This window comes from Paracoccus subflavus, assembly GCF_004310345.1.
In the GTDB taxonomy this organism is placed as follows: Bacteria; Pseudomonadota; Alphaproteobacteria; order Rhodobacterales; family Rhodobacteraceae; genus Paracoccus; species Paracoccus subflavus.
Window position 1 is genome coordinate 352,805 of sequence record NZ_SISK01000002.1, and the last position, 14,211, is coordinate 367,015.

Annotated in this window: 16 protein-coding genes and 1 pseudogene; 6 read left to right on the forward strand and 11 right to left on the reverse strand. The window is 65.1% G+C overall.

Annotated elements, in window-relative coordinates:
• Positions 1-2 precede the first annotated feature (2 nt).
• A complete protein-coding gene (locus EYE42_RS04865) occupies positions 3-452 on the forward strand; it encodes a GNAT family N-acetyltransferase (RefSeq protein WP_130990180.1) in 450 nt (149 codons plus the stop codon).
• On the opposite strand, the gene EYE42_RS16475 is transcribed toward EYE42_RS04865, so the two are convergent.
• From EYE42_RS16475 to hisA, 5 genes and pseudogenes are all read right to left on the reverse strand, one after another.
• Positions 449-1,114, reverse strand: coding sequence for a nuclear transport factor 2 family protein (locus EYE42_RS16475; RefSeq protein WP_130990181.1), 666 nt, complete (start codon positions 1,112-1,114; stop codon positions 449-451). The genes EYE42_RS04865 and EYE42_RS16475 overlap by 4 nt on opposite strands.
• 17 nt (positions 1,115-1,131) lie before the next feature.
• Positions 1,132-1,680, reverse strand: a complete 549-nt coding sequence (locus EYE42_RS04875) for a GNAT family N-acetyltransferase (protein WP_130990182.1) — start codon at positions 1,678-1,680, stop codon at positions 1,132-1,134.
• A 91-nt stretch (positions 1,681-1,771) separates the two neighbouring features.
• Positions 1,772-1,960 (reverse strand): hypothetical protein, encoded by a 189-nt coding sequence (locus tag EYE42_RS04880; protein WP_130990183.1) that lies wholly within the window; start codon positions 1,958-1,960, stop codon positions 1,772-1,774.
• Positions 1,961-2,234: 274 nt separating this feature from the next.
• Positions 2,235-2,795, reverse strand: a pseudogene (locus EYE42_RS04885) (IS5 family transposase); the annotation flags it as partial.
• A gap of 73 nt (positions 2,796-2,868) precedes the next feature.
• A complete protein-coding gene (gene hisA / locus EYE42_RS04890) occupies positions 2,869-3,594 on the reverse strand; it encodes a 1-(5-phosphoribosyl)-5-[(5-phosphoribosylamino)methylideneamino]imidazole-4-carboxamide isomerase (protein ID WP_130990184.1) in 726 nt (241 codons plus the stop codon).
• Between the two features lie 140 nt (positions 3,595-3,734).
• On the opposite strand from hisA, the gene EYE42_RS04895 reads away from it, so the two are divergent.
• Positions 3,735-4,118, forward strand: a complete 384-nt coding sequence (locus tag EYE42_RS04895) for a DUF2147 domain-containing protein (RefSeq protein ID WP_130990185.1) — start codon at positions 3,735-3,737, stop codon at positions 4,116-4,118.
• Positions 4,119-4,177: 59 nt separating this feature from the next.
• Complete coding sequence (locus EYE42_RS04900) at positions 4,178-4,996, forward strand: alpha/beta fold hydrolase (RefSeq protein ID WP_130990186.1); 819 nt, start codon at positions 4,178-4,180, stop codon at positions 4,994-4,996.
• 10 nt (positions 4,997-5,006) lie between these two features.
• Here the strand turns inward: EYE42_RS04900 and EYE42_RS04905 are convergent, their stop codons facing one another.
• The 3 genes from EYE42_RS04905 to EYE42_RS04915 all read right to left on the reverse strand — a co-directional run bounded on the left by EYE42_RS04905 (position 5,007) and on the right by EYE42_RS04915 (position 8,299).
• Entirely contained in the window at positions 5,007-6,170 is a 1,164-nt protein-coding gene (locus EYE42_RS04905) for an NAD-dependent epimerase/dehydratase family protein (RefSeq protein ID WP_130990187.1), read from the reverse strand.
• A gap of 105 nt (positions 6,171-6,275) precedes the next feature.
• A complete protein-coding gene (locus EYE42_RS04910) occupies positions 6,276-6,941 on the reverse strand; it encodes an ABC transporter ATP-binding protein (protein WP_130990188.1) in 666 nt (221 codons plus the stop codon).
• Complete coding sequence (locus tag EYE42_RS04915; protein WP_246020582.1) at positions 6,938-8,299, reverse strand: KpsE/RkpR family capsule polysaccharide export protein; 1,362 nt, start codon at positions 8,297-8,299, stop codon at positions 6,938-6,940. Before EYE42_RS04915 ends, EYE42_RS04910 begins: the two co-directional genes overlap by 4 nt.
• Before the next feature lie 108 nt (positions 8,300-8,407).
• Here EYE42_RS04915 and EYE42_RS04920 point away from each other — a divergent pair, with 108 nt between their 5' ends.
• Entirely contained in the window at positions 8,408-9,247 is an 840-nt protein-coding gene (locus EYE42_RS04920; protein WP_130990189.1) for an ABC transporter permease, read from the forward strand.
• On the opposite strand, the gene choV is transcribed toward EYE42_RS04920, so the two are convergent.
• Genes choV through EYE42_RS04935 form a run of 3 tightly spaced genes read right to left on the reverse strand, consistent with a single transcriptional unit; the run spans position 9,248 to position 12,113 of the window.
• Entirely contained in the window at positions 9,248-10,276 is a 1,029-nt protein-coding gene (choV, locus tag EYE42_RS04925; protein WP_130990190.1) for a choline ABC transporter ATP-binding protein, read from the reverse strand. It lies immediately after the preceding gene.
• Positions 10,273-11,121 carry a choline ABC transporter permease subunit gene (choW, locus tag EYE42_RS04930; protein ID WP_130990191.1) on the reverse strand — a complete coding sequence of 283 codons (849 nt, stop codon included), beginning with the start codon at positions 11,119-11,121 and terminating at the stop codon, positions 10,273-10,275. Before choW ends, choV begins: the two co-directional genes overlap by 4 nt.
• A gap of 50 nt (positions 11,122-11,171) precedes the next feature.
• On the reverse strand, positions 11,172-12,113 hold the full coding sequence (locus EYE42_RS04935) for a choline ABC transporter substrate-binding protein (RefSeq protein ID WP_130990192.1): 942 nt from the start codon (positions 12,111-12,113) through the stop codon (positions 11,172-11,174).
• An 85-nt stretch (positions 12,114-12,198) separates the two neighbouring features.
• Here EYE42_RS04935 and betI point away from each other — a divergent pair, with 85 nt between their 5' ends.
• Both betI and betB read left to right on the forward strand, forming a co-directional pair.
• Entirely contained in the window at positions 12,199-12,765 is a 567-nt protein-coding gene (betI, locus tag EYE42_RS04940) for a choline-binding transcriptional repressor BetI (protein ID WP_130990193.1), read from the forward strand.
• On the forward strand, positions 12,762-14,207 hold the full coding sequence (gene betB, locus EYE42_RS04945; protein ID WP_130990194.1) for a betaine-aldehyde dehydrogenase: 1,446 nt from the start codon (positions 12,762-12,764) through the stop codon (positions 14,205-14,207). The genes betI and betB overlap by 4 nt, the downstream gene beginning before the upstream one ends.
• Positions 14,208-14,211: the final 4 nt, after the last annotated feature.

The window sequence follows — 14,211 nt, forward strand, 5'->3', positions numbered from 1 at the left end:
CCATGTCCGCTGTCACCATCCGCCTGCTTGCCGCCACCGACCGCGCCGAATGGGCCCGGCTGTGGACGGGCTATCTGGAATACTACCAGACCTCGGTCCCGCAGGCCGTCTATGATGGTACCTTTGCCCGCCTGACGGGCGACGATCCGCAGAATTTCAACTGCTTTCTAGCCGAAGTCGACGGCCGCCCTGTGGGGCTGGTGCATTACCTGTTCCACCGCCACTGCTGGAAGATCGAGAATGTCTGCTATCTGCAGGACCTTTACGCCGATCCGTCGGTGCGCGGGCAGGGCGTCGGGCGGGCACTGATCGAGGCGGTCTATGCCGCCGCCGATGCCAACGGCACGCCCGCCGTCTATTGGCTGACGCAGGATTTCAACGAAACCGCGCGCAGGCTTTACGACCGGATCGCGCAGGTGACGCCCTTCATCCGCTACAACCGCAAGCTTTAACCCCTGTTCTTGCGATAGCTGTCCTTCAGCGAGATCCGGTCGCCGTCGAAACGGAAGATGTCGCAGCCCTGTACATCGACCGTCTTGCCGTTGCGGTCGGTGCCGACGAAGCGCCATTCCGACAGCCCCGTATCGCCTACGGCATGATGGCTGTCGGCGGTCCAGGCCGCCTGCGGAAAGGTGTCGAGTATCGCAGCGTAAGACGCGCGGACAGCATCGCGCCCGACAAAGCGCCGCCCCTCGGCATCCGGGCCGGCCGAGGCGTGGAAGGCGCAGTCATCCGCCATGCAATCCATCAGACCGTCCACGTTGCGGGCGTTCCACACGGCCATGAAGCGCATCAGCGTCTCGCGGCGGCGCTGCGACAGGTGGTGTGCGACCGTCTCCACCTCCAGAAAGGCCAGGGGGGCGGGGCCTGCATTGGTGACGTTGTGATGCACTCCTTCGCGCCGCGAATAGGGCACGCCGTGCCGCAGCGCCGCCGTGGCCGTCTCGTCCCCCGGCAGGTCGAGGCCAAGCGTCCCGTCCGTCAGCGGCACGATCACATAATCATGCCCATGCACATGCCAGCCCGTTTCCGCCCCTGGCTGAAAGCGCCATTCGGTGACCTTGAAGCGGTCGTCGTCGATATGCACGATCCCTTCGGCAACGGCTTTCGTCATCTTCAACTCCTTTCCTGTCACGCCCCCGCGCCGATCCCCGCCAATGACGCGGGCGACGGGTGGCGCCAGATTTCCATCGGTCCCAGCCGCACGTGCTGGAACATTCCTTCAAAGGTGCAATCCATCCGCCGCGCCAGACGGATGGAGCGTTCGTTGGCCGGGTCGATCATGCTGACGGCGGTTTTCCAACCTAGCGTGCCATAGGCATGGGCGCGGGCGGCAAGGGCCGCCTCCAGCGCGATGCCGCGCCCTTCGGCATAGCCCATCAGGACCCAGCCCACCTCGGGTTCCATCCAGCCTTCGGGGAACCACAGGCCGACATGGCCGCAAAAGCGGCCCGTGGCGCGTTCTTCCACCGCCCAGAAGCCGTAGCCGCGAAGCGCCCAGTGGCCCAGATGCGTGGCAAGGGCCCGCCATGCCAGTTCGCGCGCCATCGGCCCGCCGATGAGGCATGATCTTTCGGTTTCGTAGAAGGCGGCAAAATCGTCGAAATCCGACTGGCGGTATTCCCGCAGAAGCAGGTTCTGCGTTGTCAGTCGGGGAATGGTGACGGTGAATGGGTCCATCGCTATCCTGCCTTTTCGCGGCAGGTTATCCCGAAGCGGGGCGCGCTGGAAATGCCTGCCTGTGCAAGCTGCTATGCACGATGCGCCGGGATCAGGCGGCCAACGCGGCGGCCTTGCGGGCGCGGTGGTCCAGCGCGATGCGGGTGAAGCTGTCCATGTCGGCCCGGAAGATGGTCTCGAGCTCGGTCCGCAGGGCCATGGAGGTTTCGCTTCCGGCAACGCAGGGCAGGGCGGCGACAGGGCGCGCAGAGCGGAGGGCGGTGGCGATGCGGTTGAACATGGCGGCGTTCTAGGTTGGACCTTCGATACGCCAAAGATGCGCCAAACCCCGCCTTTCAACAATCTGACGTAAAGGCAGCGGGTCCGGCGGAACGCTAATCTGAGGCGCACCCCGGAACACGATATCGTACAGACGTTTCATCGGCGACAGCGGGGCAGGAGCGCTGAACGACAGCCCCATTCGACAGCGCCAGATCTGCAGCAGCAGCTTGATCGGCGATTGCGGATATGAAGGTGTGGGGGCAGCGGTCGTAGCGGGTGGCGATGCGCCGCTAGTCTTTGAGCTTGATTTTCCTGTTTTATTTCGGTGGGATGCAAACCTCGAGGTTGCGGTCGGCCAAGGCTTCGCAGAGCCCGTCGGCATCATGGCCCCTGCCGGCCAGCAGCGCCTTCGCCGGGGGCAGCGACATAACAGGGCGGCAGCACCGGTATGATCGCTGATCTGGCCTGCCGTCAGAAACAGGCCGCGGGGCAGGCCCTCGTTGCCGCAGGCGGCGTGCAGTTTCGAGTTCACCCCGCCCTTGGTGCGCCCGATATGCCGGAAAAAGCCCCTTTCTCAGCAGGCTGGCCGCCGTCCGGTGGGCCTTGAGGTGGGTGGCGCCGATCATGATTTCCCCGGTATCGCCGCCCTTGGCAGGCACGACGAAGATGCGCCCGAACGCGCCCGACGCGCTCCAGCGGATGAGGCGGTTGCAGATTGTCTTGTGCGGCCCGCAGCTTGCGGGCATGCCGCGCCACCGCAGGCCGTTGCGGATGACAGGGATGATGCCGCCGATCACCCGCCGGTCATCCACCCGCGTCATCCGGGCTTCGGAAAGCAGGATCGTTCCGGTCATGGGGGCACCCCCTTGGTGCCGCCGGTGAATCAGCGAGGTGGCAGACCGGGAAGTGACTTAATGGGGCCAGAGGTTAGGCCGCGTCCTTCAGCAGCGCCAAAGCTTGGCGAAGATCGATCGCCCCGTCATAAAGCGCCCGGCCTGAAATCGCGCCCGCGATTACCTGGGTCTGTGCAAGGGCCTGCAGATCGTCCAGCGACGACACCCCGCCAGAGGCGATCACGGGAATGGAGACCGCGCGGGCCAGGGCTTCGGTCGCGGCGATATTTGGGCCGGCCATCGCGCCATCGCGGTCGATGTCGGTATAGATGATCGCGGCCACGCCCGCGTCCTGGAAAAGGCGGGCCAGATCGGTTGCCATCACATTCGTCTCGGTCGCCCAGCCGCGTGTGGCGACCCGACCGGCGCGGGCGTCGATGCCGACCGCGATCCGGCCCGGAAAGGCCGCCGCCGCCTGCCGCACCAGATCGGGGTTCTCGACCGCAACCGTTCCCAGGATCACGCGGGACAGTCCTTGGGACAGCCAGCCCTCGATGGTGGCCAGGTCGCGGATGCCGCCGCCAAGCTGGACGGGAATCTCGATCGCCGCCAGGATCGCCTGAACCGCCGCCGCATTGACCGGGTGGCCGGCAAAGGCGCCGTTCAGATCCACCAGATGCAGCCATTCCGCCCCGGCATCCTGAAAGGCACGCGCCTGCGCCGCCGGGTCGGTGCCGAACACGGTCGCCGCCTCCATGTCCCCGCGCAGCAGACGGACGCAGTTGCCATCCTTGAGGTCGATGGCGGGATAAAGGATCATGGCGGCTTTCCCCGGCTGATGGATCGTGCCTCCTTTGCCATGGGGCCGGACGAAACGGAAGGGCGTACCGCGACCTCACGTCACGCTTGCCAGAGTTCGGGCCGCCGCCCAGCATCCGTCCGCATCCTGAGGAGGGAACCATGCGCCACATCATCATCGCCGCCGCCCTTGCATGGGCCGGCACCACCGCCACAGCCGACCCGATCGAGGGCGTCTGGCAGACGCAGCCGGACGAAGGATCGTTCGCCCATGTCGCCATCATCCCGTGCGGCGGGGCCTTCTGCGGCACCATCAGCAGGACCTTTCAGGGCGGGTCGGAATACCAGTCGCCGAACCTGGGTCGCCAGATCGTCATCGACATGGCCCCCCAGGGTGGCGGCAGCTATGCGGGCAAGGTCTGGCGTCCCGCCAATGACAGGATCTACAACGGCAAGGCCAGCGTGCAGGGTGACCGGATGAGCCTGTCGGGCTGCGTCGCGGGCGGGCTGATCTGTAAAAGCCAGACCTGGGCGCGGGTGCAGTAGAACGGGCAACCCGGTCCAAGGGTGCGGCGTTTCCTTGTCGTGTAACAAGGAAACCAGACATGCCGATGATCACGACGCGCGACGGAACCGAACTTTACGTCAAGGATTGGGGGCTGGGCCGTCCCGTGGTGCTGATCCACGGCTGGCCCTTGAATTCAGACAGTTGGGAATACCAGGCCGTCAAACTGGCCGAGGCAGGATACCGCGTTGTCAGCTATGACCGGCGGGGGTTTGGCCGGTCCGGACAACCCTGGGACGGCTATGACTATGACACGCTGGCCGACGATCTGGCCGACGTCATCAAGGGTCTGGACCTTGCCGATGCCACGCTGGTCGGCTTTTCGATGGGCGGGGGCGAGGTGGCGCGGTACATGTCCCGCCACGGCGCGGGCGTGTCGCAGGCCGTATTCGTCAGTTCGGTCGCGCCGGGAATGCTGAAATCACCGGGCAATCCCGACGGTATCACCCAGGATGTCCTGGACGGCATCCGGGATGGCCTGCGCAAGGACCGCCCGGCCTTTCTGACGGATTTCTTCAAGGCCTTCTATGGGCAAGGGATGGTCAGCGGCGTCAGCCAGCCGATCCTGGACTGGAGCCTGGGAATGGCGATGTCGGCCAGCCCCCGGGCCACGCTGGAATGCGTGACCGCCTTCGGCACGACCGATTTCACAGGCGATGTGTCCGGCATCACGGTTCCGACGCTGATCGTGCACGGCACCGGCGACAAGACCGTGCCGATCGCGGCGACGGCACAGCGCCTGGCCGACATGCTGCCGCAGGCGACCCTTCGGGAATACAAAGGCGCGCCGCATGGGCTGACGGCAACCCATGCCGATCAGTTGACCCAGGATCTGCTGGAATTCCTGAGTCAGGCTTGATCGGACCCGCTTACGCCGTCCGCCATTGCGACAGGCAAGGGATCTTGTCCCGGTCGCAGCGGTCGGCGTATTTGCGGGCGATTTCCTGCACCTCGGCCAAAAGGCCGTCGGCCAGCCGGATCGGGTCAAGCCCCAGGCCCAGGAAACGGTCGTTGGCGACGTGGAGGTCGTTCTCGTCCGCCTCGTTGCGGGGGTTCTTCAGGAACGCGACCTCGACCCCGGTCTGGTCGGCGATCATCCGGGCCAGGTCGCGAACCCGGTGCGTTTCGGTCATCTGGTTCAGGATGTTGACGCGGTCGCCCGTGGCGGGCGGGTTCATCAGGGCCAGTTCGATGCAGCGGCAGGTGTCCTGGATATGGATGAAGGCGCGGGTCTGGCCGCCCGTGCCATGCACGGTCAGCGGATAGCCGATCGCCGCCTGCATCAGGAAGCGGTTCAGCACCGTGCCGTAATCCCCGTCATAATCAAAGCGGTTGATCAGCCGGTCGTCCATCCGGGTTTCCTCTGTCTGGGTGCCCCAGACGATGCCCTGGTGGAGGTCGGTGACGCGAACCCCGTCGTTCTTGTTATAATAGAAGAAGAACAACTGATCCTGGGTCTTGGTCATGTGATAGATCGACCCCGGATTGGCGGGATACAGGATTTCCTGCCGGTGCGGGCCGTTTTCGGTTTCCACCATCACGTCCAGATAGCCTTCGGGGATCTTCATGCCCGCCGTGCCGTATCCATAGACGCCCATGGTGCCCAGATGGACCAGATGGATGTCCTGTCCGCTTTCGACGATGGCGGCCAACACGTCGTTGGTGGCGTTCAGGTTGTTGCTGACGGTGTAACGCTTGTGCCAGCTTGATTTCATGGAATAGGGCGCGGCGCGCTGTTCGGCGAAATGGATCACCGCGTCAGGCCGTTCCTGCTGCAGCAGCGTCAGCAGGCGGTGATAATGCTTGCCCACCGTGAAGTTTTCCACCCGGATGGAGTGGTTGGTCAGGTCGTGCCAGGCGCGGACGCGTTCGCCCAGGGGACGGATGGGGGTCAGGCTGCTGACCTCAAGCTCGATGTCGATCTTGCGGCGCGACAGATTGTCCACGATGATGATGTCATGACCGCGCGCTGACAGGTGCAGGGCGGTGGGCCAGCCGCAGAAACCGTCTCCGCCTAGAACGATGATCTTCATGAACCTGCCTTATCCAGTCGCGTTTCCCGCCTTTTAGAGCGGGCCCAGGGCATATGCCATAGCCCCTGGATCAACGACACAGGGCTGTTTCAATCGGTCCGGGGATCAGGCCGACAACCGCCGCATGTTCTCGGTATGAACGCGGATCGCATCCTCGAGATCGTCGAAATAGCTGAGCTTGCCGTTTTCCAGAACGGCGCCCGCATGGCAGATTTCGCGCAATGTCGGCATGGAGTGGGACACCACTACCGCACCGGCGGCGGTCATGCGGGCATTGAAGACATGGTTCGATTTGGCGCGGAACGCCGCATCGCCCACCGCCGACACCTCGTCCACCAGATAGGTGTCGAAGGGCACGGCCATGGATACGCCAAAGGCAAGGCGCGCCCGCATCCCTGAGGAATAGGTGCGGAAGGGCAGATAGAAATGCTGGCCCAGTTCGGCGAAATCCTCGACAAAGTCGCGCATCTCGTCGCTGTCGATGCCATAGACGCGGGCCACGAAGCGGCAGTTTTGTTCGCCCGTCAGTTCGCCGTTGAAGGACCCGGCAAAGCCGACCGGCCAACTGATCGTCCCGGTGGACAGGATTTCCCCCGACGTGGGCAGCATCGCCCCCGAGATCATCCGCAGCAGCGAGGATTTCCCCGCCCCGTTCCGCCCCAGCAGCGCCACCGACACCCCGCTGGGAAAGGTGGCGTTCAGGTTGTCGGCCACCACCTTCTGCCGACCGTTCAGCTTGTAGATCTTGGTCAGGTTCTCCAGCCGGATCATCGCCGGTCGCGCAGGCTGTAGAAGGTCAGCACACCCACCACCCAGATCAGCAGCAGAAACCCGGCCATGATCGGCAAAAGCGTCATCCGCTGCGGAAATTCCGAATCCTGGGCCAGCGTCGGTTTCACATAGGCGGCAAGATAGCGGGTTTGACGCATCGCCTCGGCGCGGGCGGTTTCGTGGGCAGCCAGAGCCGCGACATAGGATTGTTCGGCGAATTCGCGATCGACCATCAGGCTTTCGTACTGGCCCACGACCTCGGACAGGGCCTCGCCGGTTGCGGTTTCTGACCCGAACTTCTGGCGCTCGGCCGCGATCTGTTCGCGGATCACGTCCACGCGCAACTGGGTCTGCGCGATCCGGGGGTCGTTGTCCTGGGCATTGGCCCGCAACAGGCCAAGCGCCACAAGCTGTTCGGCAAGCTGGGCTTGCAGGGTGCTGACCACCGTCACCTGTCCCGCGACATCGGCGGTGGGATCGACTAGCTGATATTCGTTGCGGAACCGGGTCATCGCCTGACGGGCGCTCCGCAGGCGTTCCAGCGATTCGTCCAGTTCCTGCCGGGAATAGCGCAGGGCATCGGCACGGGCGATGTCGTTCAGTTCGTTGACCAGGACCGTGCCCTCGTCATAGATGGCTTGGGCGATGGCCTGGGCATCGCGGGGTTCAAAGGCCAGAACGCGCAGGTCGATCATCCCCTCGTCGTAATAGACGCGGACCTTGCGTTCCCATTCCGACAGCAGATCCTCCAGGGATTCGTTGCCGGTATAGGCAAAGAGCGGATCGTTTTCGGGTTTCGACCAGATGGCCCGGAGATCCAGCCGGTCGTCGATCCGCTGCACCAGATCATGGCTCTGGATGAACTTGTAGAGAATGTCGGTATCGCTGCCGGTGCTGGAGCTGCTGCCCACCAGCGAGGTCAGGCCCCCCAGCAGCTCGCTGGAGGTCGGGCCGGATTCGGACCGGACCGTGAAGCCCATGTAAGAGGCGTACTGATCGGCCGCGCGCGCGAACAGATACCAGGCCGTGATCGCGACGGGAATCACCACGACCAGCAGAAAGCTGAGCGCAAGCACCCGGTGCCGGGACTTGACGCGGGCGTTGCCGGCGGTGGGCCTGACCGGCGGCAGGTCGAGGGCCGGCTGTGGCGCTGCCGGACGGGGGGGCGTCGCGGGCACGGGGCGCGGCGGCTGCGCAGGGGCGGGCCTGACCGGCTGCACGGCGGCGGCCGGACCGGCAGGTTGCCCCGCCGCCTTTGCCCCTGCCGCAGAGATCACGGCTTGGGGGGCCGCGCCGGCCCTGCCCGCGTCAGGCCGGGGCAGGTCGGCATTCACGGGCTTGTCTTGGAAAGCGGTCATGGCGCGGCAACCAGCCTGCTGTTGATCTGTTGTCCCGTGTCATACATAAACCGCCCACACAGTTCCAGCGTCCTTGCGGAACCGTGACAGACAAGAACGGATCGGCGGATGTCCAAGGTCAGCTTTCCCTCGCCTGCGGCCCCCGGGGATGCATCCCGGGGCCTGCGCCTGTCGCACAAGCACCGGTCGTTTTCGTCCCTGAGGGCCATCGGCGCCCTGGTGCTGCGCGAGATGTCGACCACCAACGGCCGGTCGGCGGGCGGATACCTGTGGGCCATTGCCGAACCGGTGGCCGGGATCGTTCTGCTGACCCTGTGCTTTTCGCTGATCTTTGTGTCGCCGCCGATCGGCACGAACTTTCCGATCTTCTACGCGACCGGCATGGTGCCTTTCCTGTTCTATATGAACATCCAGGCCAAGGTCGCGCAGTCGGTCCTGTATTCCAAGGCGCTTTTGGCCTATCCCGCCGTGACCTTCATGGATGCGCTGCTGGCGCGGATGATCATGAATGGCATCACGCAACTGCTGGTGGCCTATCTGATCTTTGCCGCACTGCTGATCTTTCAGGACACCCGTACCGATCCGCAGGCCGGAGGCATCGCCCTGGCGCTGTTGATGGCCTTTGCCTTCGGGGCAGCAGTTGGGGTGATCAACTGTTTCCTGAACGAGGCGTTTCCATGGTGGATGCAGGTCTGGGCGATCCTGAACCGGCCGCTGTTCCTGATTTCTTGCGTGGTTTTCGTATTCGACGACATTCCGCAGCCGTTCCGGGACTATTTGTGGTGGAACCCGCTGGTCCATATCGTCGGCCAGACGCGCAAGTCGTTTTATCCCTCCTATGCGGGGGATTATGTCAGCCCGGCCTATGTGCTGGGAATGTCGCTGCTGGTCTATGCCATCGGGCTGGCGCTGCTGATCCGGTATCACCGCGACCTTCAGAACAGCTAATCACCCCTGTGGGTCGATCAGCCGGGCCAGCACGCCGTCGCGAGTGATATGGCCGCCGCCCTGGACGGGCAAGGCGATGCGGCCGGCCAGAAGGCCCATCACCTGCCGCACCGGCATGTCGCGCGGGACGGGATCGCCCCCCGCACCGCCGGGCGCATCGCCCGGCTGGGCGACATCGGCGGCGGTCAGCACCCCCAGCGGGTTCATATGCGCCACGAAGTCGGCGACATAGGCATTGACCGGATTGGCGATGATGTCGCGTGCCGTGCCGATCTGGACGATGCGGCCGCCCTCCATCAGGGCGATGCGGTTGCCCAGCTTGAAGGCTTCGTCCAGGTCGTGGCTGACAAAGATGATCGTGCGCTGCGTCCTGGCCTGCAATTCCAGCAATTCATCCTGCAGCCGCGCCCGGATCAGTGGATCGAGCGCGCTGAAGGGCTCGTCCATCAGCAGGATCGGCGCCTCGGTTGCGAAGGCGCGGGCCAGGCCCACGCGCTGCTGCATCCCGCCCGACAGATCGCCCACCTTGCGTTCCGCCCAGTCGGCCAGGCCCACGGTTTCCAACTGCCGGTCCACCCGGACCTTGCGTTCGGCCAGGGGCAACCCGGCCAGTTCCAGTCCCAGGCCCACGTTCTCGCGCACGGTGCGCCAGGGCAGCAGGCCGAACTGCTGGAACACCATCGCCACATGGCGCAGGCGGATGTCGCGCAAGGCCCGCTTGCCCGCCCCGCTGACCGAAATCATCCTGCTGCCGTCCCAGACCCGAACCTCTCCCCGGCAGACATGATTGAGGGCATTGACGGCGCGCAGCAGCGTGGACTTGCCCGATCCCGACAGGCCCATCAGGACCAGAATCTCGCCCTGCCGGACCGACAGGGAACAGTCGTGAACGCCCAGGACCTGGCCGGTGGCGGCACGAATCTCGCCCCGCTCCTTGCCCTGGTCCATCAGGGGAAGGGCATTTTCGGGGTGATCGCCAAAGACGATACTGACCCGGTCGAACTCGACCGCGTTCGCAATGGTGTTCATCGCCGCCCCTCCATCCGCAGCATCCGGTCCAGAAGGATCGCCACCACGACGATCACGAAGCCCGATTCGAACCCAAGCGAGGTGTTGACGCTGTTCAACGCACGCACCACCGGCACCCCAAGGCCCGATGCGCCGACAAGCGCCGCGATCACGACCATGGACAGCGACAGCATGATGGTCTGGTTCAGCCCGGCCATGATCTGCGGCAGCGCGCTGGGCAGCTCGACCTTCCACAAAAGCTGGCGGGGGGTGGCACCAAAGGCCGTCGCGGCCTCGACCAGGGCGGGGGGCGTGGAACTGATCCCAAGCTGCGTCAGCCGGATCGGCGCAGGCAGAACAAAGATCACCGTGGCCAGCAGGCCCGGCACCATGCCGATGCCAAAGAACACGATCGCCGGGATCAGATAGACGAACGTGGGCAGCGTCTGCATCAGATCCAGCACCGGCCGCATCCAAGCATACAGGCGTGGACGATGCGCGGCGGCGATGCCGATGGGCACGCCGATGGCCATGCAGACCAGACAGGCGGCCAGCACCAGGGTCAGGGATTGCATCATCTCGTCCCAGTAACCCTGGTTCAGGACGAACAGCAGGCCCAAAGCCACCAGCAGGCAGGTTTTCCAACTGCGCTGCAGGAACCAGGTCAGCGCCACGGCCAGCAGGATGAACAGCAGGGGATGCGGCGCCTCCAGGGCGGCCAGGATGCGGCCGATCAGCCATTCCAGAACGCCCGAGATCGTGTTGAACAGCCCGGCCGCATTGGCGTTGAGCCAGTCGAAGATGCCTTTGGCCGTCGGGCCAACGGGGATCTTGTGGTCGGTCACAAGCGCCGTCAGTTGCTCCATGCGGTATCCCCCCGGTCCTGGAATGGCGGTGATGGCGGGCCGTCCGGCGGTCAGCCCGACAGGGCCTCGGTCAGGGCGGCTTGGGCGTCGTTGCCGTCAAAGGTCGTGACGCCTTCCAGCCACGGGGCTGCCGCGTCGGGGTTGGCGGCCAGCCAGTCGCGGGCGGCGTCCATGGGCTCTTGCCCGTCGTTCAGGATCTTGCCCATGACCTCGTTTTCCATGGCCAGGGTGAATTCCAGGTTTTGCAGGAACTTGCCCACGTTCGGACATTCCGCAACATAGCCATGGCGGGTGTTCGTGCGCACCTCGGCGCCGCCAAAATCGGGGCCGAACACGTCGTCCCCGCCGGTCAGATAGGTCATGTCGAACTGGGCGTTCATGGGGTGGGGTTCCCATCCCAGGAACACCACCGGCTGGCCTGCCGCATCGGCGCGGGCGACCTGGGCCAGCATTCCCTGTTCGCTGGATTCCACCACCTCGAAGGTGCCAAGGCCGAACTGGTCCTCGGCCACCATCTCCAGCAGCAGGCGGTTGCCGTCGTTGCCCGGCTCGATCCCATAGATCTGGTTCGACAGGGCGTCTTTGTGTTCCGCGATATCTGCGAAATCGGCAATGCCCAGGTCGGCGCCCGCCTTGTTGGTGGCCAGGGTGTATTTCGCGCCGGTCAGGTTGGTGCGCACGGTGTCCACCGTGCCCGCGTCGCGATAGGGGGCGATGTCGGCCTCCATCGTGGGCATCCAGTTGCCCAGAAAGATGTCCACGTCGTCGGTGGACAGCGCGGTATAGGTGACGGGCACCGACAAGAGCTTGGTTTCCGTCTCGTATCCCAGGGCCTGCAGGACCGTCGAGGCGATGGCCGTGGTCGCGGTGATGTCGGTCCAGCCCACATCCGAAAAGACCACGCTGCGGCAATCGTCGGGTTCGGCGGCAAGGGCGGGCCCGGCAAGGGCGGCGCCCAGGACTGCCGAGAGGGTGAGGCTTTTGCGGATCATGCGAGGCTCCCTGTTCTTGATTGGTCGATCAATTAAAGATACACAGTCCCAGAATAGCAACCATCTTCTGCAAACAGGTGCCCATTTGCCCAGGATCGGGGCCGAGCCTATCCGAAAAGCCGCGCTGATCAACGCCACGATCTTCGAGATCGGGCGCGCGGGGTCATTGAATGTCACCGTGGCGCAGATCGCCCGGCGGGCCGGGATGTCGCCTGCCTTGGCGCATCATTATTTCGGGTCCAAGGAACAGATGTTCCTGTCGGCAATGCGTTACATCCTGCGGAATTATGGTCGGTCGGTGTCGGAGACCCTGCCCGGTCGCGGCCAGCGAGGGCGGCTGAACGCGATCGTGCGGGCCAGTTTCGCGCCGCAGAACTTTCAGCGCGAAACCGTCAGCGCCTGGGTCAATTTTTATGCACTTGCCCTGATCAATCCCGAGGCGCGGCGCCTGTTGCGGGTCTATCACCGGCGTCTGCGGTCGAATCTGGTGATTGCCCTGCGCCCGCTGAGCGACGATCCGGGCCGTGTCGCCGAAACCGTGGGCGCCCTGATCGACGGGGTCTATCTGCGTGCGGTGCTGATTCCCGGCGGGGTCGATGCGCAGGCGGCGGAAAAACTGATTCTCGATTATCTGGACGAGGCTTTGACGTGACCCACAGCGCCCAACCGGTAGCCAGCCTGTTCATCGACGGCGCCCCTGTCGAGGGCGAGGGCCCTGCGCTGCCGGTTCTTTATCCCTATACGGGACGGCAAATCGCCCTTCTGCACGAGGCGTCGGCGAATCAGGTGGCGCTGGCCTGCGAGGCGGCGGCCCGCGCGCAGCCGGCCTGGGCCGCGATGGCGCCGGCCGACCGGGGCCGCGTGCTGTCGCGCGCTGCCGCCATCATCCGCGACCGGAACGAAGAACTGTCGCATCTGGAGACGCTGGATACAGGCAAGCCGATCCAGGAAACGCGTGTGGCCGACTGGGCCTCGGGTGCCGCCGCACTGGAATATTTCGGCGGCCTGGCCGCCACCGTCACCGGCCAGATGATTCCCTTGGGCCGCGACTGGGCCTATACCCGGCGCGAGGCCCTGGGCGTCTGCGCGGGCATCGGCGCCTGGAACTATCCCAGCCAGATCGCCTGCTGGAAGGCCGCGCCCGCCCTGGCGATGGGCAATGCGATGGTCTTCAAGCCGTCCGAGGAAACCCCCTTGGGGGCGCTGAAGCTGGCCGAAATCCTGATCGAGGCCGGGGCGCCACCGGGCATCTTCAACGTGGTGCAGGGGGGCGGTCAGGTCGGCGCGGCTTTGGTCACAGACCCCAAGGTGGCCAAGGTGTCGCTGACCGGATCGGTGCCCACGGGCCGCCGCGTCTATGCCGCCGCAGCCGACGGGATGCGCCATGTCACGATGGAACTGGGCGGCAAGTCGCCGCTGATCGTCTTTGACGACGCCAGCCTGGACGATGCCGTGGGCGCGGCGATCCTGGCGAACTTCTATTCCTCGGGCCAGATCTGTTCCAACGGAACACGGGTGTTTCTGCAGCGGGGCATCGCCGAACGGTTCCTGGCCCGGCTGGCGCAGCGGCTGGCAACGATCCGCATCGGCGATCCGCTGGACCCCGACACGCAGTTCGGCCCGATCATCAACCCCACGCAGGCCGCCAGGATCCGCGCGGCCATTGCCGCCGGGCAGGATGCGGGCGCCCGCCTGGTTTGCGGCGGCGGGGGCGAGGGGGCCTTCATCCCGCCCACCGTCTTTGCCGACGCCACCGACGACATGGCGATCGCCCGCGACGAAATCTTCGGGCCGGTGATGACCACGCTGACCTTTGCCGACGAGACCGAGGCCGTGGCCCGCGCCAATGCCACGGGCTTCGGCCTGGCGGCGGGCGTCTTTACCCAGGATCTGACGCGCGCCCATCGCGTCGTCGCCGCCCTGGAGGCAGGCACCTGCTGGATCAACGCCTACAACCTGACGCCGGTGGAAATGCCCTTTGGCGGCGTCAAGATGTCCGGCCTGGGGCGTGAAAATTCCGCCGCCGCCATCGAACATTATTCGCAACTCAAGACCGTCTATGTCGGCATGGGCGCCGTCGAGGCGCCATATTGAGGGA